Source organism: Actinomadura kijaniata NBRC 14229 (genome assembly GCF_001552175.1).
In the GTDB taxonomy this organism is placed as follows: domain Bacteria; phylum Actinomycetota; class Actinomycetes; order Streptosporangiales; family Streptosporangiaceae; genus Spirillospora; species Spirillospora kijaniata.
Genome location: NZ_BCQR01000038.1, coordinates 15,539 through 35,070, shown reverse-complemented (window position 1 = coordinate 35,070; position 19,532 = coordinate 15,539). Strand labels below are relative to the sequence as shown.

At 75.8% G+C, this 19,532-nt stretch carries 17 protein-coding genes; 6 read left to right on the top strand and 11 right to left on the bottom strand.

Annotation, left to right across the window (positions count from 1 at the left end):
- Window positions 1-16: 16 nt before the first annotated feature.
- A complete protein-coding gene (gene pgi / locus AKI01S_RS14000; RefSeq protein ID WP_067816289.1) occupies window positions 17-1,663 on the bottom strand; it encodes a glucose-6-phosphate isomerase in 1,647 nt (548 codons plus the stop codon).
- Window positions 1,664-1,916: 253 nt separating this feature from the next.
- Here pgi and AKI01S_RS13995 point away from each other — a divergent pair, with 253 nt between their 5' ends.
- Window positions 1,917-2,945, top strand: a complete 1,029-nt coding sequence (locus AKI01S_RS13995) for a lactonase family protein (RefSeq protein WP_067816285.1) — start codon at window positions 1,917-1,919, stop codon at window positions 2,943-2,945.
- Between the two features lie 18 nt (window positions 2,946-2,963).
- Here the strand turns inward: AKI01S_RS13995 and AKI01S_RS13990 are convergent, their stop codons facing one another.
- Window positions 2,964-4,001 carry an ABC transporter substrate-binding protein gene (locus tag AKI01S_RS13990; RefSeq protein WP_067816282.1) on the bottom strand — a complete coding sequence of 346 codons (1,038 nt, stop codon included), beginning with the start codon at window positions 3,999-4,001 and terminating at the stop codon, window positions 2,964-2,966.
- Between the two features lie 100 nt (window positions 4,002-4,101).
- Here AKI01S_RS13990 and AKI01S_RS13985 point away from each other — a divergent pair, with 100 nt between their 5' ends.
- Together AKI01S_RS13985 and AKI01S_RS13980 are read left to right on the top strand one after the other, a co-directional pair.
- Window positions 4,102-5,157, top strand: a complete 1,056-nt coding sequence (locus tag AKI01S_RS13985) for a FecCD family ABC transporter permease (protein ID WP_083999536.1) — start codon at window positions 4,102-4,104, stop codon at window positions 5,155-5,157.
- Between the two features lie 3 nt (window positions 5,158-5,160).
- The gene (locus AKI01S_RS13980) at window positions 5,161-6,249 is read left to right on the top strand and encodes a FecCD family ABC transporter permease (RefSeq protein ID WP_157419831.1); all 1,089 of its coding nucleotides are present in this window, start codon (window positions 5,161-5,163) and stop codon (window positions 6,247-6,249) included.
- Window positions 6,250-6,345: 96 nt separating this feature from the next.
- Here the strand turns inward: AKI01S_RS13980 and trxA are convergent, their stop codons facing one another.
- Complete coding sequence (gene trxA / locus AKI01S_RS13975; protein ID WP_067816279.1) at window positions 6,346-6,717, bottom strand: thioredoxin; 372 nt, start codon at window positions 6,715-6,717, stop codon at window positions 6,346-6,348.
- 91 nt (window positions 6,718-6,808) lie between these two features.
- A complete protein-coding gene (locus AKI01S_RS13970) occupies window positions 6,809-7,006 on the bottom strand; it encodes a hypothetical protein (RefSeq protein WP_067816276.1) in 198 nt (65 codons plus the stop codon).
- Between the two features lie 146 nt (window positions 7,007-7,152).
- Here AKI01S_RS13970 and AKI01S_RS13965 point away from each other — a divergent pair, with 146 nt between their 5' ends.
- Genes AKI01S_RS13965 through AKI01S_RS13955 form a run of 3 tightly spaced genes read left to right on the top strand, consistent with a single transcriptional unit; the run spans window position 7,153 to window position 11,476 of the window.
- On the top strand, window positions 7,153-8,820 hold the full coding sequence (locus AKI01S_RS13965; RefSeq protein ID WP_067816273.1) for an ABC transporter transmembrane domain-containing protein: 1,668 nt from the start codon (window positions 7,153-7,155) through the stop codon (window positions 8,818-8,820).
- Window positions 8,817-10,616 (top strand): ABC transporter ATP-binding protein, encoded by a 1,800-nt coding sequence (locus AKI01S_RS13960; protein WP_067816270.1) that lies wholly within the window; start codon window positions 8,817-8,819, stop codon window positions 10,614-10,616. Before AKI01S_RS13965 ends, AKI01S_RS13960 begins: the two co-directional genes overlap by 4 nt.
- A 38-nt stretch (window positions 10,617-10,654) precedes the next feature.
- A complete protein-coding gene (locus AKI01S_RS13955; RefSeq protein WP_067816267.1) occupies window positions 10,655-11,476 on the top strand; it encodes an ABC transporter ATP-binding protein in 822 nt (273 codons plus the stop codon).
- Between the two features lie 31 nt (window positions 11,477-11,507).
- Here the strand turns inward: AKI01S_RS13955 and AKI01S_RS13950 are convergent, their stop codons facing one another.
- The 7 genes from AKI01S_RS13950 to AKI01S_RS13920 all read right to left on the bottom strand — a co-directional run bounded on the left by AKI01S_RS13950 (window position 11,508) and on the right by AKI01S_RS13920 (window position 19,516).
- Entirely contained in the window at window positions 11,508-12,896 is a 1,389-nt protein-coding gene (locus tag AKI01S_RS13950; protein ID WP_067816264.1) for an aldehyde dehydrogenase (NADP(+)), read from the bottom strand.
- Window positions 12,893-14,389 carry an amino acid permease gene (locus AKI01S_RS13945; RefSeq protein ID WP_245681615.1) on the bottom strand — a complete coding sequence of 499 codons (1,497 nt, stop codon included), beginning with the start codon at window positions 14,387-14,389 and terminating at the stop codon, window positions 12,893-12,895. Before AKI01S_RS13945 ends, AKI01S_RS13950 begins: the two co-directional genes overlap by 4 nt.
- A gap of 307 nt (window positions 14,390-14,696) precedes the next feature.
- On the bottom strand, window positions 14,697-15,698 hold the full coding sequence (locus AKI01S_RS13940; protein WP_067816258.1) for a proline racemase family protein: 1,002 nt from the start codon (window positions 15,696-15,698) through the stop codon (window positions 14,697-14,699).
- Window positions 15,695-16,624 carry a dihydrodipicolinate synthase family protein gene (locus AKI01S_RS13935; RefSeq protein ID WP_067816254.1) on the bottom strand — a complete coding sequence of 310 codons (930 nt, stop codon included), beginning with the start codon at window positions 16,622-16,624 and terminating at the stop codon, window positions 15,695-15,697. The genes AKI01S_RS13940 and AKI01S_RS13935 overlap by 4 nt, the downstream gene beginning before the upstream one ends.
- Window positions 16,621-18,051 carry an FAD/NAD(P)-dependent oxidoreductase gene (locus AKI01S_RS13930; RefSeq protein WP_067816251.1) on the bottom strand — a complete coding sequence of 477 codons (1,431 nt, stop codon included), beginning with the start codon at window positions 18,049-18,051 and terminating at the stop codon, window positions 16,621-16,623. Before AKI01S_RS13930 ends, AKI01S_RS13935 begins: the two co-directional genes overlap by 4 nt.
- Window positions 18,048-18,353, bottom strand: coding sequence for a (2Fe-2S)-binding protein (locus AKI01S_RS50490; protein WP_067816248.1), 306 nt, complete (start codon window positions 18,351-18,353; stop codon window positions 18,048-18,050). Before AKI01S_RS50490 ends, AKI01S_RS13930 begins: the two co-directional genes overlap by 4 nt.
- Window positions 18,350-19,516 (bottom strand): NAD(P)/FAD-dependent oxidoreductase, encoded by a 1,167-nt coding sequence (locus tag AKI01S_RS13920; RefSeq protein ID WP_067816245.1) that lies wholly within the window; start codon window positions 19,514-19,516, stop codon window positions 18,350-18,352. The genes AKI01S_RS50490 and AKI01S_RS13920 overlap by 4 nt, the downstream gene beginning before the upstream one ends.
- Window positions 19,517-19,532: the final 16 nt, after the last annotated feature.

Here is a 19,532-nt window from a genome sequence, read left to right as displayed (position 1 = left end):
GCCCCGGCCGCGCGGGTCAGACCCGGCGGCCCCGCAGCGCGCGGTAGCGCCGCACGAGCGCGGCGGTGGACGGGTCGGGCGCGCCGTCCTGCGGTTCCCCCTCGGTCAGCGCCGGGGTGAGCTGGTTGGCCATCACCTTGCCGAGCTCGACGCCCCACTGGTCGAACGAGTCGATGCCCCACACCACGCCCTGCGTGAACGTGATGTGCTCGTACAGCGCGACCAGCTGGCCGAGGACCGAGGGCGTCAGCTTCGGCGCGAGGATCGTGCTGGTGGGCCGGTTGCCCGGCATCACCTTGTGCGGCACGACGGCGACGGGGGTGCCCTCGGCGGCGATCTCGTCGGCGGTCTTGCCGAACGCCAGCGCCGAGGTCTGCGCCAGCAGGTTGGCGGTGAGCAGGTCGTGCATGCCCTCCCCGCCCTCGGCGGCGGCGTCCTGGAACGGCTCGGCGAAGCCGATGAAGTCGGCCGGGACCAGCCGGGTGCCCTGGTGCAGCAGCTGGTAGAACGCGTGCTGGCCGTTGGTGCCGGGCTCGCCCCAGAAGATCTCGCCGGTCTGGGCGATGACGGGGACGCCGTCGGCGCGCACCGACTTGCCGTTGGACTCCATGGTGAGCTGTTGGAGGTAGGCCGGGAAGCGGGCCAGGCGCTGGCTGTAGGGCAGCACCGCGTGGGTCTGGGCGCCGAAGAAGTCGGTGTACCAGACGCCGAGCATCGCCATCAGCACCGGCATGTTCTCCTCGAACGGCGCGGTGCGGAAGTGCTCGTCCATCGCGTGGAACCCGGCGAGCATCTCGCGGAACCGCTCGGGCCCGACGACGACCATCAGGGACAGGCCGATGGCGCCGTCGAAGGAGTAGCGGCCGCCGACCCAGTCCCAGAAGCCGAACATGTTGTCGGTGTCGATGCCGAACCCGGCGACACGCTCGGCGTTGGTGGACACCGCCACGAAGTGCCGCGCCACGGCCTTGTCGTCGCCCAGCCGCTCGACGAGCCACTGCCGCGCCACCTTGGCGTTGGTGAGGGTCTCCAGCGTGCCGAAGGTCTTGGAGGCGACGATGAACAGCGTCTGCTCGGGGTCGACCTCGTCGAGCACGCGGGTGATGTCGGCGGGGTCGATGTTGGAGACGAACCGGGCGGTGATCCCCGCGTCGGCGTAGTCGCGCAGGGCCTCGTAGGCCATGGCGGGGCCGAGGTCGGAGCCGCCGATGCCGATGTTGACGACCGTGCGGATCGGCTTGCCGGTGTGGCCGGTCCACTCCCCCGACCGGACGCGGTCCGAGAAGGCGGCCATCCGGTCGAGCACCTCGTGGACGTCGCGCACCACGTCCTGGCCGTCCACGACGAGCCGGGCGTCGCGGGGCAGCCGCAGGGCGGTGTGCAGCACCGCGCGGTCCTCGCTGACGTTGATGTGCTCGCCGGTGAACATCGCCTCGATCCGCTCGCGCAGCCCCGCGGCCCCCGCCAGCGCCGTCAGCAGCCGCACGGTCTCGGCGGTGACGCGGTGCTTGGAGTAGTCCAGGTACAGGTCGGCGGCGGTCACGTTCATCCGGCCGACCCGCTCCGGGTCCTCGGCGAACAGCTCGCGCAGGTGCCGGACCGACACCTCGGCGTGGTGTTCGGCCAGCGCGGACCACTCGGCGGTCTCGGTGATATCAGTCACGGTCCTCTTCTCCTCGCCATGCCAGGCGAACGCCGACGGCGCCCCCGGGAAGGAACTGCCTCACGCCCCCGCGGCGATCTTATTTCGGCGTTCGCTCGCATGGACGCCAACCCGCGCGGGGCGCGCCGTCTTCCCGGCACGCCCCTACCCCGCGCGGGGCGCGTCGAACGCGGCGCCGATCACCGGTCCCCGAAGATCATCGGTGCGCGTACAGTGGCCGGGGACCACGGGAACGGCGGAGGCGAGGGCGGGGATGGACGAGCGGCGCTTCTGGGTCGGGACCTACACCGGCGCGATGGGACCGGGCGAGGGCGTCTACCTGGTGCGGCGCGGCCCGGACGGCGCGCTGCGCGACCCGGTGCTCGCGGCGCGCGCGACGAGCCCGTCCTACCTGGCCCCGCACCCGGAGCTGGAGGTGCTGTACGCGGTCGGCGAGGACGCCGAGGGGTCGGTCACGGCGTTCGCCGTCGAGGACGGTGCGCGGCTGCGTCCGCTGGGGTCGCGTGCCGTTCCGGCCGACCCCTGCCACCTGGCCGTCTCGCCGGACGGCGCGACGCTGCTGGTGGCCAGCTACACCGCCGGGACGGTCGCCGCGCTGCGCCTGGACGCCGCGGGCGCGTTCACCGGCGACCCGGCGCTCTTCCGGGGGAGCGGCGGCGGCCCGCGCGCCGACCGTCAGGAGGGCCCGCACGCGCACGCCGTCGCGTGGGCCCCGGACGGCACGGTGCTGAGCGTCGACCTGGGCGCGGACCTGGTCCGGGCCTTCCGCCGCACGCCCGGCGGCCTGGAGCCCGTCGCCGAGATCCCGGTCCCGGCCGGGTACGGCCCGCGCCACCTGGTCGTGCGTCCCGGCGGCCACGTGTACCTGCTGACCGAGCTGGAGCCGCGCGTCCTGGTGCTGACGCCGGGCGACTCGTACGCCGACCTGAAGGTGACCGCCGAGTCGCCCGCGACCGCGGGCGACCCCGGCTCCGGATCGCTGTGCGCGGCGATCCGGCTGGGCGGCGACGGCCGCTTCGTCTACACCTCCACCCGGGGCGCCGACGTCGTCACCACGCACCGGGTACTGGACGGCGGGGCGCGCCTGGAGCCGGTCGCCGACGTGCCGACCGGGGCGTCCTGGCCGCGCGACTTCGTGCTGGACGGCCCGTGGCTGCACGTGGCGCACCAGCACGCGGGCGACGTGCGCACGTTCCGGCTGGACGAGCAGACCGGCGTTCCGGCGCCGGTGGGCGGGACCGTCGCGGTGCCCGCCCCCGTGTGCCTGCTGCCCGCCTCCTGAGCGCCCGCCCTCCGGGCGCTACTTCCTGAGCAGCGGCGTCATCTGGTCGATGGCGTAGGGGATGCTCAGCACGGTGTTGAACGACAGCGCCGCGCCGATCGGCGGGTCCTGGTAGGTCAGGAACAGGTCGCGGCCCTCCCTGGCGACCTTCAGCTCCTTGTAGACCTTGTCGTTCCTGATGCGCTCGTGGGGCTCCTTGCCGGTGGTCAGCCACACCAGGCGGTCGACCTCCAGCATGTTCAGCCCCTCGGAGCCGAACTCGGCGACGTTGGACTTGCCCGCCGCCCTGGTGATGTTCTCGGGGACGGTGAAGCCGAGCTCGGCGAGGAACGCCGACTTGGGGTCGCCCTTCTGGAACGCCGAGTAGGTGCCGGCCTTGAAGCTGTCGGCGGCCACGGCCGTCTTGCCGCGCCACTGCGGGTTGTCCTGGCGGACCTTGGCGAACCGCGCCCGCATGCCGTCGATGAGCTCCTTGGCCTTGGCGTCCTGCGCCAGGGCCTTCCCGGCGAGCCGGGTGTACTCCTGCCACGGCGCGGCGTAGGGGTCGAAGCCCCTGGGCTGGGCGACCACGGGGGCGAGCTTGGAGAGCCTGTCGTAGTTCTCCTTGGTGACGCCCGCGTACATCGCGAAGATCAGGTCGGGCTTGAGGGAGACGAGCTTCTCGAAGTCGACGCCGTCCTCGCGCAGGCCGAGCACGGTCGGCTCGGCGCCGCCCCAGGCGGCCCTGGTCCACGGCCAGTCGGTGAACGGCTCGCGCTGGAACCAGTCGACCACGCCGACCGGCCGGTACCCGAGCGCCAGCACGGGCTCGTGGTCGCTGAGGCCGATCGTGACGATCCGTTCCGGCCGCTTCCTGATCTCGGTGGTGCCGAAGGAGTGCTCCACGGTGACGGGGAAGGAGCCGCCCGCCGCGTTCGGACCGGCCGGGGCGGGGCCGCCGTCCTTGGCGCCCGATCCGCAGGCGGCCAGGGACAGTCCCAGCGTCAGGGCGGCGAGCGCCGCGGTCAGGCGCCGGGTGCGCCGCGCGCCCGCGCGGGTCTTGCGGAGATGGGGCATCGTGTCCTCTTCGGGTGGGGCCGGCCGGCCCGGCGATACTAAGGTGAGGCTTACCTAAGATCAACACCGGAGCCGGGCCTCCCCCTCAGATCGGATCTTCGTGACACTCTCCACCGCCCCTCCCCCGGCGGTCGCCGCCGGGACGGGCCGCACGGCCCGGCGGACCCTGGTGCTGTCCGTGGCCGCCGTGGTCCTCGTCCTGCTGTGCCTGGCGTCGCTGGCCGTCGGCAGCCGCTCGATCCCCCTCGACACGGTCGTGCGCGCGCTGTGGGACCCGGCGCATCCGGCGGTGGACGCCGAGACCGAGGCGATCGTGCGCGGCACCCGCGCGACGCGCACCCTCGTCGCCGTGCTGACCGGCGCGGCGCTGGGGCTGGCGGGCGCGGTCATGCAGGGGCTCACCCGCAACCCGCTGGCCGACCCGGGCCTGCTCGGCGTCAGCGCGGGCGCGGCGTTCGGCACCGTGGTCGCCGCCGGGCTGCTCGGGCTGACCGGGCTGCTCGGGTCGATCTGGTTCGCCTTCGGCGGCGCGCTCGCCGCCGCGGTCGCGGTGTACCTGCTGGGCAGCCGGGGCCGGGGCGGGGCCTCGCCGGTGAAGCTGGCCCTGGCCGGGGTCGCGGTGACGGCGCTGCTGGACTCGCTGACCAGCGGGATCGCCCTGACCGACCCCGAGGCGCTGGACCGCTACCGGTACTGGTCGGCCGGTTCGCTGACCGGGCACGACGGGGCCACGCTGGCGCGGGTGGCGCCGTTCCTGGCGGCCGGGGCGCTGCTGGCGCTCAGCGCCGCGCCCGCGCTCGACAGCATCGCCCTCGGCGACGACGTCGCGACGTCGCTGGGCCGGCGGCTGGGCGCGGTGCGGACGCGCGCGGCGCTGGCGGTCACGCTGCTGACCGGCGCGTCCGTCGCCGTCACCGGGCCGATCGTGTTCGTCGGGCTGGTGGTGCCGCACCTGCTGCGGTCCCTCGTCGGCCCCGGCCACCGCTGGCTGCTGCCGGGGTCGATGCTGGTCGCGCCGGGCGTGCTGCTGGCGGCCGACATCCTCGGCCGGGTGGTCGCGCGGCCGCAGGAGATCGACGTGAGCCTGGTCGCCGCGTTCCTCGGCGGCCCCTTCTTCATCGCCCTGGTCCGGCGGCGGCGGATGGCGGGGCTGTAGGCGATGCGCGCGAAGACGGTGGAGGCGATGGAGGCGATGGACACGACCCGGAAGGTGGCCTTCCGGCTGGACCGGCCCGCCGTCTCCGGCACGGTGCACGTGCGGACGGCGCTGGTGGGGCTGGCGCTGGCGGCCGTGACGTTCCTGGTGTTCTGCGGGACGGTCGCGTTCGGCAGCGGCGGTTACACGGTGCCGCTCACGCAGGTGGTGCCCGCGCTGTGGGGCGGCGGCGACACCGCCTCGCTGTTCGTGGTGCGCGAGCTGCGGCTGCCGAGGGCGTCGGTCGCCCTCGCGGCGGGCGCGGCGTTCGGCGCGGCGGGCGCGGTCTTCCAGTCGGTGACGCGCAACCCCCTGGCCAGCCCGGACATGCTCGGCATCACCCAGGGCGCGGGCGCGGCGGTGGCCGCCGGGATGGTGCTGGGCACCGGCGCCGGGCTCGGCACGCAGGACCTCGGGCTGGCGGGGGCGCTGACGGCCGGGGTCCTGGTGTACGCGCTGGCGTGGAACCGGGGCACGACCGGCTACCGGATCGTGCTGGTGGGCGTCGGGGTGAGCTGGATGGGCCTCAGCCTCACCTACCACCTGCTCAGCCGGGCCGAGCTGCACCAGGCGCAGAAGGTGCTGGGCTGGCTGGTCGGCAACCTCAACGACCGGGGCTGGGAGCACGCCCGGCCGACGGCGCTGGCGCTGGCGGCGCTGCTGCCGACGCTGCTGCTGCTCGGCCGCCTGCGCCGGACGCTGATGCTGGGCGACGAGGTCGCCGCCGGGCTCGGCACGCCGGTCCAGCGCACCCGGCTGGCGCTGCTGCTGTGCGGGACGGCGCTGGCGGCGTTCGCGACCGCCGCGGCCGGTCCGGTGCTGTTCGTCGCGCTGGCCTCGCCGCAGATCGCCCAGCGGCTGACCCGCGCCGCCGCCCCGCCGGTGGCGGCCGCCGCGCTCACCGGGGCGTCGCTGGTGCTGGTCTCCGACCTGGTCGCCCAGCGGGCGTTCGGCTCGCTGATGCTGCCCGTCGGCGTGGTGACCGGGGTGCTCGGCGCGCCGTTCCTGCTGTGGCAGCTCGCGCGCGCCAACCGGGCGGGCTCGGGCGGGTGAACGCCGCCCTTCGCAGGCGGTCCCGGGAACGCGGCGGCCCCGTCCGCGTCGGGCGCGGGCGGGGCCGGAGGGACCGCGCGGCAGGCCGGGGCCGGGTCAGGACGGCTGCTCCTCCTGGGCGGCGATGTCCCTGCGGATCTCCTCCATGTCCAGGGCGCGGGCCTGGGCGACCAGGTCCTCCAGGACGTGCTCGGGCAGCGCGCCCGGCTGGGAGAAGACCATCACGTTGTCGCGGATGATGGCCAGCGTCGGGATCGAGGTGATCTGGAACGCGGCGGCCAGCTCCTGCTCGGCCTCGGTGTCCACCTTGGCGAACACGACGTCCTCGTGGCGCTCGGAGACCTTCTCGTAGACCGGCGCGAACTGGCGGCACGGCCCGCACCACGACGCCCAGAAGTCGATCAGGACCATGTCGTGGGACTCCACCGTCTCGGTGAAGGTCTCCTTGGTCAGCTCGATCGTGGCCATGCTCTCCTCCTGGATCCTCGGGCGGGCCGGGTGCGCGGTCGGCCACCGGCGCCCCGTACAACCGGAGGAGGACCGTCCGCATTCCGTCCGATCACTTGCTGGGTTCCGGCGCGTCGCAGGAGATCTTGGGGTTGAGGCCGATGTAGTTGAGCGGCCCCGCGATGATCGTCACCAGGATCGTCCCGACCTTGCTGCAGTTCTCGACCTCGCCCGTGTAGTAGCCGCGCTGCCCGCCCGCGATGGCGCCGATCACCAGCCAGACGATGAGTACGAGCGATCCGATCCTCATGACACGACCTCTCTTCCAACGGCGGTGTCGGACCTGTCCCCGCAAAACGGGACAGAAAACTGCGCCCAGATCATGTTTTGCCCGCTTTGCGACTCTCCTGGTTTGATAAGGCTTACCTAAGTTGCTGATCATCGAAGTGGGGGGACGTGGACGAGGCGCTGACAGGGCGGCGGGTGCTGTGGGGCGCCGTCCGGGGACAGTGGCGGGACGTGGCGGTCAGCTCCGTCCTCACCTCCGGGCACCAGATCGGCGAGACGCTGGTCCCCGTCCTGATCGGCCTGGCGGTGGACCGGGCGATCGGGCGCGGCGACGGCGGCGCGCTGCTGCTGTGGCTGGCCGTCCTCGCCGTCGTCTACCTCGGCCTGTCGTGGGGCTTCCGGCTCGGCGCCGGGGCCGGGGAGCGGGCCGGGGCCCGCGCCGCCCACGGCCTGCGGACCGCGCTGGTGCGGCGGGTCCTGGACCCGCGCGGCGGCGCGGCCGACGGGCGGCTGCCCGGCGCCCTGGCCACCATCGCCACCGAGGACGCCCGGCGCGTCGGCGCGGTCAACGTGGCGGTCTTCGCCGGGGTCGCGGCGCTGGTGGCGATCGTGGTGGCGGCCGTGGTGCTGCTGCGGGTGTCGCTCCCGCTCGGCCTGCTGGTGCTGCTCGGCACCCCCGCGCTGCTGGCGGCCGGGCACCTGCTGAGCAAGCCCCTGGAGCGCCGCAGCCACGCCGAGCAGGAACGCGCCGCCCACGCCTCGGCCGTCGCCGCCGACCTGATCGGCGGGCTGCGGGTGCTCAAGGGCGTCGGCGCCGAGTCGGCCGCCGTCCGGCGCTACCGGCGCATCAGCGGCGAGTCGCTGACCGCCACGGTCCGCGCGGCGCGGGCCGAGGCCTGGCAGAACGGCACCGTGCTCGCCCTCACCGGGACCTTCATCGCGATCGTCGCGCTGATCGGCGGGCGGCTCGCGGCGGCCGGCGACATCTCCCTGGGCGACCTGGTCACCGCCGTCGGCCTGGCGCTGCTGCTGCTCGGGCCGCTCCAGGTGCTGGCGTGGGTGAACACCGAGTTCGCGCAGGCGCGGGCCTCGGCCGCCCGGATCGCCGAGGTGCTGGCCTCCCCCGCCGCCGTCCCGCCCGGCGACGCCGAACCGGCGCGCCCGGTGCGCGGGCACGTCCGGCTGACCGGCGTGACCTGCGGCACGCTGCGCGGCCTCGACCTGGAGGCGCGGCCCGGCGAGCTGGTCGGGGTGGTCGCCGCCGACCCCGCCGACGCCGTCGCGCTGCTGCGCTGCCTGGGCCGCGAGCGCGACCCCGACGACGGCGCGGTGGAGCTGGACGGCGTCCGGCTGGCCTCGCTCGACCCCGGCGACGTGCGGCGGGAGATCCTGGTGGCCCCGCACGACGCCGACCTGTTCGACGGCACCCCGCTGGACAACGTCTCCGCCGCCGCCCGCCTCGACGCGCGCGCGGCCCTGACCGCCGCCGGAGCCGACGACGTGGACGCGGCCGCCCCGGTCGGCGAGGGCGGCCGGTCCCTGTCGGGCGGGCAGCGGCAGCGGGTCGCGCTGGCCCGCGCGCTGGCCGCCGACGCGCCCGTGCTGGTGCTGCACGACCCGACGACCGCCGTCGACGCCGTCACCGAGGCGCGGATCGCCGACGGGATCCGCGCCCTGCGCACCGGCCGCACGACGATCGTGGTCACCACGAGCCCGGCGCTGCTGGCCGTCACCGACCGCGTGGTGCTGCTGACCGGCGGCCGGGCCGCCGACACCGCGCCGCACGCCGAGCTGGTCGACCGGCACGACGACTACCGGACGGCGGTGCTGGCATGACCCCCTCCCCCGAGACCCCCGAGACCCCCGAGTCCCCCGGGGCTCCCGACGCCCTGCTCCCCACCGCCTCCGGCGCGCGCGTGCGCGCCGTGCTCGGCGAACTGGTCCGCCCGCACCGGGAACTGGCCGCCGCCGGCTTCACCGTGCTCGCCGCCGCGACCGGCGTCGGGCTGGTGACCGCCCCCGCGCTCGGCCGCGTCGTCGACATCGTGGCCGACCACCGGCCCGCCTCGGCCGTCACGCCCGTGGCCGTGCTGCTGGTGGCCGTCGCGGTCGTCCAGGGCCTCGCCACGGCGGCCGGGCTGTCGCTGGTGTCGCGGCTCGGCGAGACCGTCCTGGCCCGCCTGCGCGAGCGGTTCGTCGAACGCGCGCTGTCCCTCCCGCTGGCGGAGGTCGAGCGGGCGGGCACCGGCGACCTGACCGCGCGCGTCACCGGCGACGTCTCGCTGGTCGCCGAGGCGGTCCGGCGGGCGCTGCCCGAGCTGGTCCGCTCCAGCCTGGCGATCGTCCTGACGCTGGCCGCGATGGCGCTGCTGGACTGGCGGTTCCTGTTGGCGGCGCTGGTGGCGCTGCCCGTCCAGGTCGCCACGGCCCGCTGGTACGTGCGGCGCGCCACGTCGCTGTACGCGCGGCAGCGGATCGAGACGGGCAAGCAGCAGCAGCGCCTGCTCGACAGCATCGGCGGGGGCGCGACCGTGCGCGCGTTCCGGCTGGAGGACGACCACACCGAACGCGTCGCGCGTTCCTCCGGGTCGGTCGTGGACTGGACCCTGCGGGGCGTCCACCTGGTGCTGCGGTTCTACAACCGGCTGCACGTGGCCGAGTTCGCCGGGCTGGCCGCCGTGCTGGCCGCCGGGTTCTGGCTGGTGCGGGGCGGGTCGGTGTCGGTCGGCACCGCGACCGCCGCCGCGCTGTACTTCCACAACCTGTTCGCCCCGATGAACACCGTGCTGGTGCTGCTGGACGACGCGCAGGCCGCCGCCGCGGGCCTGGCCCGCCTGGTCGGGGTCGCCGACCGTCCCGCCGCCGAGGCCACCGGCCGCCCGGTCCCGGCCGAGGCGACGGTGTCGGCCAAGGGCGTCGAGCACGCCTACCTGCCGGACCGCCCCGTGCTGCACGGCGTGGACCTGGACCTGCGGGCCGGGGAGCGCGTCGCGCTCGTCGGCGCCAGCGGCGCGGGCAAGACGACGCTGGCCCGGATCGTCGCGGGCGTCCACCCGCCGACCGGCGGCACCGTGCGGCTCGGCGGCGTCGCCCTGGACGAGCTGGGCCCGGACGCGACCCGCCGCGCCGTCGCGCTGGTCACCCAGGAGGTCCACGTGTTCGCCGGGCCGCTCGCCGACGACCTGCGGCTGGCCCGCCCGGACGCCTCCGACGCCGACCTGCGCCGGGCGCTGGACCGGGTCGGCGCGCTCGGCTGGGCCGAGGCCCTGCCCGAGGGACTGGACACCGTCGTCGGCGAGGGCGGCCACCGCCTCACCGGGGCGCAGGCCCAGCAGCTCGCGCTCGCCCGGCTGGTGCTGGCCGACCCGCCGGTCGCGGTGCTGGACGAGGCGACGGCGGAGGCGGGCAGCACCGGCGCCCGCGCGCTGGAGCGGTCCGCCGCCGCGGCCGTGGAGGGCCGCACCGCGCTGATCGTCGCGCACCGTCTCACCCAGGCCGCCGCCGCCGACCGCGTCCTGGTCATGGACGGCGGGCGCGTCGTGGAGAGCGGCACCCACGCCGAGCTCCGCGACGCGGGCGGCCGCTACGCCGAGCTGTGGGCCGCCTGGTCCGGCTCCCGCACCGCTCCCTGACCCCCGTCCGGCCCCTTCGGGAAGGCTGATCCACGACCGTGACCGAGCAGAACGTCCCGGAGCTGAGCGCCGCCGGGCTCCGGCTGGCCTACGACGGCCGCGTCGTCGTGGACGACCTGGACCTGACCGTCCCGCCGGGGAAGGTCACCGTCATCGTCGGGGCCAACGCCTGCGGCAAGTCCACCCTGCTGCGGGCGCTGGCGCGGCTGCTGTCGCCCCGGGCGGGGCGGGTGCTGCTGGACGGGCGCGCGCTGTCGTCGATCCCGACGCGGACGCTGGCGCGGCGGCTGGGCATCCTGCCCCAGTCGCCCGTGGCGCCGGAGGGCCTGACCGTCGGGGAGCTGGTGGGCCAGGGGCGGTCGCCGCACCAGACGTGGTGGCGGCAGTGGTCGGCCGACGACGAGCGCGCCGTCGCCCGCGCCCTGGAGTGCACCGGGATGACCGACCTGGCCGGCCGGGCGGTGGACGAGCTGTCGGGCGGGCAGCGGCAGCGCGCCTGGATCGCGATGGCCGTCGCGCAGGAGACACCGGTCCTGCTGCTGGACGAGCCGACGACCTACCTCGACCTCGCCCACCAGGTCGACGTGCTGGACCTGGTCGTCGACCTGAACCGCGACGAGGGCCGCACCGTCCTGATGGTGCTGCACGACCTGAACCAGGCGTGCCGGTACGCCGACCACATCGTCGCGATGAAGGCCGGGAGGGTCGTGGCGCGGGGGGCGCCCCGCGAGGTCGTCACGGCGGCGCTGGTCGCCGACGTGTTCGGCCTGGAGTGCGAGATCGTGCCGGATCCGGTCAGCGGCACGCCGCTGGTCGTCCCGATCGGCCGCCACCACCGGGCGCCGGGCGCCCCCGCCTGAGCGGGGGCGCCCCTCCTCCCCGGCCGGCGGCTCAGCCGGTCCGCTGCGGGACGTTCCAGGGGTTGTCGTCGCGCAGCGGCTCCGGCAGCAGCTCCGGCGGCCAGTTCTGGAACGCCACCGGGCGCAGGAACCGTTCGACGGCGGCGGTGCCCACCGAGGTGGTGAGCGGCGCGGTGGTCGCCGGGAACGGCCCGCCGTGCTGCATGGCGGAGGTGACCGACACGCCGGTGGGCCACTGGTTCCACAGCACCCGGCCGCTGCGGTCGACCAGCGTCGCCGCCAGGGCCGCCAGGTCGGCGGCCTCGTCGGGCTCGGCGTGCAGCGACGCGGTGAGCTGGCCGGGCAGCGCGGCGACGGCGTCCGCGACCTCGGCCAGGTCGTCGTAGGTCACCACGAGCCCGAGCGGCCCGAAGCACTCCTGCGCCGCGTCCCGGTCGGCCCGGAACGCCGCCAGGTCCATCGTCAGCAGGCGGGGCCGCAGGACGTCCTCCGGCCACACCGCGCGGCGGACGCCGGGGCGTTCGGCCAGGGCGGCGGCGGTGTCGACGAACCCGGCGGCGATGCGGTCGTTGAGCATCGGCGCGGCCGGGGCCCCGGCCACCAGCGGCGTGAGGTGCTCCACCAGCGACGCGGGCGCGAACAGCAGGCCGGGGTTGGTGCAGAACTGGCCCGCCCCCAGGGTGAGGGACCCGACGTACCCCTCGGCGATCTCCCGGGCGCGGGCGGCGGCGGCGCGCGGGGTGACCACGACCGGGTTGACGCTGCCGAGCTCGCCGTAGAACGGGATCGGCACCGGGCGTTCGGCGGCGATCCTCGCCAGGGTCAGCCCGCCGCGTTCGGAGCCGGTGAACGCGGCGGCGGCCAGCGCCGGGTGCCGCAGCGCCTCCACGCCCTCGGTCTCCCCCTCGATCAGGCCGAACACGCCCTCGGGCAGCGCCTTGGCGACGATCTCGGCGGTGCGGCGCGACAGCCGGGGGTGGCCGGGGTGGGCCTTGACCACGACGGGGCAGCCCGCCGCCAGCGCCGCGGCGGTGTCGCCGCCGGCGACGCTGAACGCGAACGGGAAGTTGCTGGCGGCGAACACCAGCACCGGGCCGATCGGCGCGCGGTAGCGGCGCAGGTCGGGACGGGGGCCGGTGGGCCAGTCGGGGTCGGGCCGGTCGATGCGGGCGTCGTGGAGGGCGCCCTCGCGGACCAGCTCGGCGAACAGCCCGAGCTGGAAGGTGGTGCGGGTCAGCTCGCCGTTCAGCCGCGCGTCGGGAAGGTGCGACTCGGCGGCGGCCAGCCCGACGAGCTCGGCGCGGGCCGCCTCCAGCGCGGCGGCGACGGCCTCCAGGGCCTCGGCGCGCGCGGCGGGCGGGGTGCCCGCCCAGCCGGCGGCGGCGGACGCGGCGGCGGTGACCGCCTGGTCCGGGGTCATGTGCTGCTCCCTTCGGGGGTCGCGGGCGGGGTCGGGTCGGCGGCGCGGCGGTTCTCCGCCGAGTGCCGGTAACCGTAGAACGCGTACACGATCATGCCAAGGACCATCCAGCCCGCGAAGCGGGCCCAGGTGACCCAGTCGAGGTTGGCGATCAGCCAGACCGAGAACGCGACGCCGACCAGCGGGACGACCGGCACCCACGGGGTGCGGAAGCCGCGCGGCAGGTCGGGGCGGGTGCGGCGCATCACGATGACGGCGAGCGCCACCACGATGAACGCCGACAGGATGCCGATGTTGGTCAGGTCGGCGGCCTCGCGGATCGGCAGCAGCCCGGCGATGACGGCCGAGCCGACGCCGACGATCCAGATCACGCGGGTCGGCACGGCCCGCGTGGGGTGGTTGCGCGCGAAGTAGGCGGGCAGCAGCCCGTCGCGGCTCATCGAGAACCAGACGCGGGTGACCGCCAGCATGTTGGCCAGGGCGGAGCTGGCGATGCCGAGCACCGCGCCGACCGCGATGATCGTCCCGACCCAGGCCAGGCCGACCGAGGACATGGCGCTGGAGAACGGGCTCCTGGTGTCGATGTCCTGGTAGCTCTGCATGCCCAGCATCACCAGGCAGACCAGCAGGTAGATGACGGCGGCGATGCCGAGCGAGATGACGATCGCCCTGGGCAGCACCTTCTTGGCCTCGGCGCTCTCCTCGGCGGCGGCGCTCATCGCGTCGTAGCCGTACACCGCGAAGAACGTGGTGGCGGCCCCGGCGACCGCGCCGCTGATGCCGAACGGCAGGAACGGCGTGTAGTTGCCGCCGGAGATGTGGAAGGCGCCGACGACCAGCACCAGCGCGACGATGGCGAGCTTGACGACCACCAGGATCGTCTCGAAGCGGGCCGACTCGCGGGTGCCGCGCGACAGCACGAACGCCAGCAGCAGGCACAGCAGCGCCGCGAACAGGTCCACCTTGTGGCCCGCCCCGGTGCCGGGCGCGCCCAGCGCCCAGGTCGGCAGGTCGAGGCCGATCTGCTCGCACAGGTAGGACAGGTAGCCGGAGATGGCGATGGCGACGACCGCGACGATCGCGGTGTACTCCAGCAGCAGGTCCCAGCCGATCGCCCAGCCGACGAGCTCGCCGAGGGTGGCGTAGGAGTAGGTGTAGGCGGAGCCGGCCTTCGGGATCATTCCGGCGAACTCGGCGTAGCACAGGGCGGCGGCGGAGCTGGCGATGATCGCGATCAGGAACGAGATCATCACGCCGGGTCCGGCGTCCTCGTGGGCGACGACCCCGGCCAGCGAGAACACGCCCGCGCCGACCAGGCCGCCCAGGCTGAGGGCGACCAGCTGCCACAGGCCCATGGTGCGCCTGAGGCCGCCCTCGGTCTCCTGCTCGGAGGAGTCGACGGGCTTGAGGCGGAACACGCCCGCCCTGGAGAAGGTTCCGGTCCGCCCGGCGGGGGCCGGACCGGAGCCGGTTTCTGGCATGACTCGGGACATGGGGGTCCCTCCCGGATGGGTGCGGGGGATGCGATGGGGGTGACCGCGCGCCCGGAGTCGGCGGACGCGCGGTGAACGGCGGCCCTGGGGCCGCCGGTTGCCCCTTCGGGGCGTTGGGATCTGTTCTCCGGTGGCCCCCGGCCGTCGCGCGAGCGCGTGACCCGGCCGGTGAGGCGACGCCGGAGGCGAGCCGCACCGGGCGGATCGCGAAGCGGTGCCGCACTCGCCCGGGCACGGTCACGGCGCGAGCCGCCGGGCGGGCGCCGTGGGCCGGGACCGCGGGGACACCGCCGTCAGGGGGCGGGTCTCAGAGGACGAAGCCCTCGGGGAACGGGTCGCTCGGGTCGAGCAGGTAGTTGGCGGTGCCGGTGATCCAGGCGCGGCCGGAGAACTCCGGGACGACGGCGGGCACGCCGCCGACCTCGGTGGTGCCGACCAGGCGGCCGGTGAAGCGGGTGCCGATGAACGACTCGTTGACGAACTCGGTGTCCAGGGCCAGTTCGCCGCGCGCGTGGAGCTGGGCCATGCGGGCGGAGGTGCCGGTGCCGCAGGGCGACCGGTCGAACCACCCGGGATGGATCGCCATGGCGTTGCGCGAGTGCTCGGCGTCCGAGCCGGGCGCGAGGAACTGCACGTGCTTGCAGCCGCCGATCAGCGGGTCGGCGGGGTGGCGCGGGCGGTTCCGCTCGTTGACCGCGGCCATGATGTCGAGCCCGGCGCGCAGGATGTCGTCCTTGCGGGCGCGGTCGAACGGCAGGCCGACGCTCTCGATGTCCACGATGGCGTAGAAGTTGCCGCCGTAGGCCATGTCGTAGCGGACCTCGCCGAGCCCCGGCACCTCGACCCGGGCGTCCCGGTCCAGGGCGAACGACGGGACGTTGCGCAGGGTGACCTGCTCGGCGCGGCCGTCGCGGACCCGGACGCGGGCCTCCACCAGCCCGGCGGGCGCGTCGAGGCGCACGACGGTCTCGGGTTCGGTGACCTCGACCATGCCGGTCTCCACCAGCACGGTCGCGACCCCGATGGTGCCGTGCCCGCACATCGGCAGGAACCCGCTCACCTCGATGTAGAGCACGCCCCAGTCGGCGTCCGGCCGGGTGGGCGGCTGGAGGATCGCGCCGCTCATCGCCGGGTGCCCGCGCGGCTCGTCCACCAGGAAGCGGCGCAGGCCGTCCAGGTGCTCGATCGCGTGACGGCGGCGTTCGGCCATGGTGTCGCCGGGGATCACCGGGACGCCGCCGGTCACCACGCGCGTCGGCATCCCCTCGGTGTGGGAGTCGACGGCGCTGATGGTCCGGACCGACCTCATGCGCCCCTCCTCTTCCGGAGGGCGGCGATGGCGCGTTCCATGTCGGCGGTGACGCCCGCGCGGTGCTCCTCGACCAGCGGGCCGCGCGGCGGGCGGCACGGGCCGCCGTACCGGCCGACCATCTCCATGCCGAGCTTGATGGCCTGCACGAACTCGGTGCGCGAGTCCCAGCGGAACGCGGCGACCAGCGGCTCGTACAGCTCGCGGGCCTCGGCGACCCTCCCCTGCAGCGCCAGCTCGTACAGCTCGACGGACTCGGCGGGGAACACGTTGGGGAACCCGGCGAACCATCCGGTGGCGCCCATCAGCAGCGCCTCCAGGGTGACGTCGTCGGCACCGGCGACCACCTCGACGCCGGGGGCCTTCTCGCGGATCTCCAGGACGCGGCGCACGTCGCCGGAGAACTCCTTGACGGCCACCACGTTGTCGATCTGCGCGATCTCGGCGAGCAGCTCGGGGGTCAGGTCGACCTTGGTGTCGATCGGGTTGTTGTAGACCATGACCGGCAGGCCGACCGAGGCGACGGCCTCGAAGTGCGCGACGACCTCGCCGGGGTTGGCGCGGTACATGGTCGGCGGCAGGCACAGCACGCCGTCCGCGCCGTCCTCGGCGGCGACCTCGGCCCAGTGCCTCGCCTGGTGGGAGCCGGGGCCGTGGACGCCGACCACCACCACGCCGTCGTCGCCGACGGTCTCCACGGCGGTGCGGGCGACGCGGCGGCGCTCCTCGTCGGTGAGCGAGGAGTACTCGCCGAGGGAGCCGTTGGGGCCGACGCCGCGGCAGCCGTTGTCGACCAGCCAGCGGCAGTGCTCGGCGTAGCGGTCGTAGTCCACGGCCAGCCCGGCGGGCGCGGACGCGTCCTCCTTGTAGGGGAGCGCGGTCGCGACGATGACGCCGCCGAGGCCGGTGACCTTCTCCTTGCTCACGGGGTGCCCTCCTTGGGGGGTCGTGCCAGTTCGCCGAGCCGGATCGGCTGGGCGACGGGTCGGTGGTGCGGGGTGGCGGTCCGGGTGACCCGGCCGCCGAGCAGCGCGGCCACGGCGGGCCCGCAGATCCGGGCCTGGCAGGGGCCGAGGCCCGCGCGGGTGCCGAGCCGGACGGCGCGGTCGGAGCCGCCGGCCGGGTCGTCGGCGGCGCGGCACAGCGCGCCGTAGGTGGTCTCCTCGCAGCGGCAGACCACGGTCCGCGGGGTCAGCCAGCTCTTCCAGCCGTCGCCGACCGGGTGGGCGGCGGCGAGGCGGCGCGCGAACGCGCGGCCCTGGTCGCGGCGGCGGCGCACGGCGCGCAGCTCGGGCGCGTCGGGGGATCCTCCCCCGGCGAGCCAGCCCGCCAGCAGCCCCTCGGCTCGGGCGGCGGGCGCCCCGGCCACGCCGGTGATCTCACCGGCGGCGTGGACGCCGGGGGCGGTGGTGCGCTGGTCGTCGTCGACGTCCACGAACGCCGTGCCGTCCTCCGGCCCGTCGCGCAGCGCGCATCCGGCGGCGAGCGGCAGTTCGAGCTGGGGGCTGAAGCCGTGGGTGACGCACACGGCGTCGACGGGGACGGCGCGTTCGGTGCCGGGGACCACCGACCAGTCGGCGCGCAGCCGGGCGGTGACGGCCTCCTCCACGCGTCCGTCGCCGCGCGCGGCGATGACGGCGCGGCCCGTGCGGTAGGGGACGCGGTGGCGCGCCAGCAGCGCGGTGTACCCGGCCAGCTCGGCGGCCTTTCCGGGCTGGGACGCCAGCTCCCGGGGTCGGGCGCCCCAGCCGCGCAGGACGGTGGCGGCGGGGTTGGCCTCCAGCACCCCCCGCACGCGGGACCCGGCCTCCAGCAGGGACGCGGCGACCGGCAGCAGGAACGGCCCGGACCCGGCGACCAGCACCTCGTCGCCGACGGCGAGGCGTTCGCCCTTGGCCAGGGCCTGGGCGGCCCCGGCGGTGAACACGCCGGGCAGGTCCCAGCCGGGGAACGGCAGGACGCGGTCGTGCGCGCCGGTGGCCAGCACGAGGGCGTCCGGGTCGAGGACGGACCGGTCGCGTCCGGCGCCGTCGGGGCCGTGCACCAGGTGGACGCGCGGGGGCCGCGCGTCGCCGGGGTCGCGGCGTTCCAGCGACCACACCGACGTCTCGGCCAGCCAGGTGCAGCGCGGGTGCCCCAGCACGTGGCGGCGGGCCCGGTCGAACGCGGCCCAGCCGTGGTGCAGCCGGCCCGGGCGCTCGGCGGCGAACGCCTCGGGCAGCATCCGGTGGTACTGCCCGCCGGGGGACTCGGCCGCGTCGAGCAGGGTGACGCGGGCCCCGGCGCGCAGGGCGGCAGCGGCGGCGGCCAGCCCGGCGGGGCCCGCGCCGACGATGACGACGTTCCGGCTCACCGGGCCTCCCTCGACTGGGTGGCGACCTGGTCGCCGTCGGCGGCGCGGCGGCGGCAGGCCCGCACGTCGGGTTCGCCGTTGACGGTGACCAGGCAGTCGAAGCACACGCCGATGCCGCAGAACACCCCGCGCGGTGCGCCCGACGGCCCGGCGCGCCAGGCGCGGCGGCCGTTGGCCAGCAGCACGCCCGCGATGGTCTGGCCCGCGACGCCGGACAGCGCGTCGCCGTCGACGGTGATGCTCAGGGGCGTGTCGCGGCGGCGGACCGCGTCGCGGTCGGCCCGGACGAGTCTGGGGCTCACTGGTCGTCTCCTTCGAACAGCACGGCGGGCCGGTCCACCCGGAACGGCCCCGCGTCGATCTCCGGCTCGCGGCCCAGCAGCAGGTCGGCCAGCACGCGTCCGGTGCCGACCGACAGGCCGATCCCGGCGCCCTCGTGGCCGGTGGCGTGCCACAGGCCGGGCAGGCGCGGGTCGGGGCCGATGACCGGCAGGTGGTCGGGGACATAGGGGCGGAAGCCGCCGTAGGCGCGCATCACCGGGACCCCGGCCAGGCGGGGGAACAGCCGCAGCGCCTTGCCCGCGATCACCGACAGCACCTCGGGGCGGATCCGGTCGTCGAAGCCGACGCGGCGGCGGGAGGAGCCCAGCAGGATCGTCCCGGCGCGGGTGGACTCCACCACCGCCGACGCCTGGAGCTCCTCGGCGCCGCTGCCGACCGCGCCCACGTAGTCGGCGTCGTAGACCTTGTGGAAGACGGTGGGCGGCTGCGGGGTGGTGACCAGCACCTCGCCGCGCCGGGGCCGCACGTCGACCGGCGCGCCGAGGCGTTCGGCGACGGCGCCGGACCAGGGGCCGGCCGCGTTGACGAACACGTCGCCCTCGACGGTCCCGGCGGAGGTGCGGACGGCGGTGATCCGGCCGCCGCGCGTGACCGCGCCGAGGACCTCCACGCCGGTGCGCAGCCCGGCCCCGGCGCGCAGCGCGTCGCCCAGCAGGAACGCCGCCGCGCCCACCGGCTGCACCTGGGCGTCCTCGGGGTAGTGGACGGCGAGCGCGAAGTCGCGGGTCACCTGGGGTTCGGCGGCGGCGAGGCCGGGGGCGTCCAGGGTCTCGACGGTGACGCCCGCCGCGCGCTGCCCGGCCGCGAACTCCTCCAGGCCGCGGGCCCCGGCGTCGGTGGTGGCGACGACGATGCCGCCCTTGGGATCCCACTCGACCCGGTCGGCGTCCGATCGCCCGGCGGCCTCGGCGAGGGCCTCCTCCCACAGACGCCGCGACATCCGGGCCAGCTCCAGTTCGGGGCCGGGGCCCTTGTCGGACACCAGCACGTTGCCCTCGCCGTGCGCGGTGGTCGCCGCCGCCGGGCCGCCGCGGTCCAGGACGGTCACCGCCAGCCCGGCCCGCGCCAGCTCGCGCGCGCAGGCCGCGCCGACGATCCCGGCGCCCAGCACCACGACCCGCATGCTCACCTCCGATGAA

What these genes read in the sequence shown, in the direction of transcription:
- AKI01S_RS13995 (WP_067816285.1), top strand. Translation starts at nt 1,917, where the DNA reads ATGGACGAGCGGCGCTTCTGGGTCGGGACCTACACCGGCGCGATGGGA.
- AKI01S_RS13990 (WP_067816282.1), bottom strand. Translation starts at nt 4,001, where the DNA reads ATGCCCCATCTCCGCAAGACCCGCGCGGGCGCGCGGCGCACCCGGCGC.
- AKI01S_RS13980 (WP_157419831.1), top strand. Translation starts at nt 5,161, where the DNA reads ATGCGCGCGAAGACGGTGGAGGCGATGGAGGCGATGGACACGACCCGG.
- trxA (WP_067816279.1), bottom strand. Translation starts at nt 6,717, where the DNA reads ATGGCCACGATCGAGCTGACCAAGGAGACCTTCACCGAGACGGTGGAG.
- AKI01S_RS13970 (WP_067816276.1), bottom strand. Translation starts at nt 7,006, where the DNA reads ATGAGGATCGGATCGCTCGTACTCATCGTCTGGCTGGTGATCGGCGCC.
- AKI01S_RS13960 (WP_067816270.1), top strand. Translation starts at nt 8,817, where the DNA reads ATGACCCCCTCCCCCGAGACCCCCGAGACCCCCGAGTCCCCCGGGGCT.
- AKI01S_RS13950 (WP_067816264.1), bottom strand. Translation starts at nt 12,896, where the DNA reads ATGACCCCGGACCAGGCGGTCACCGCCGCCGCGTCCGCCGCCGCCGGC.
- AKI01S_RS13945 (WP_245681615.1), bottom strand. Translation starts at nt 14,389, where the DNA reads ATGTCCCGAGTCATGCCAGAAACCGGCTCCGGTCCGGCCCCCGCCGGG.
- AKI01S_RS13940 (WP_067816258.1), bottom strand. Translation starts at nt 15,698, where the DNA reads ATGAGGTCGGTCCGGACCATCAGCGCCGTCGACTCCCACACCGAGGGG.
- AKI01S_RS13920 (WP_067816245.1), bottom strand. Translation starts at nt 19,516, where the DNA reads ATGCGGGTCGTGGTGCTGGGCGCCGGGATCGTCGGCGCGGCCTGCGCG.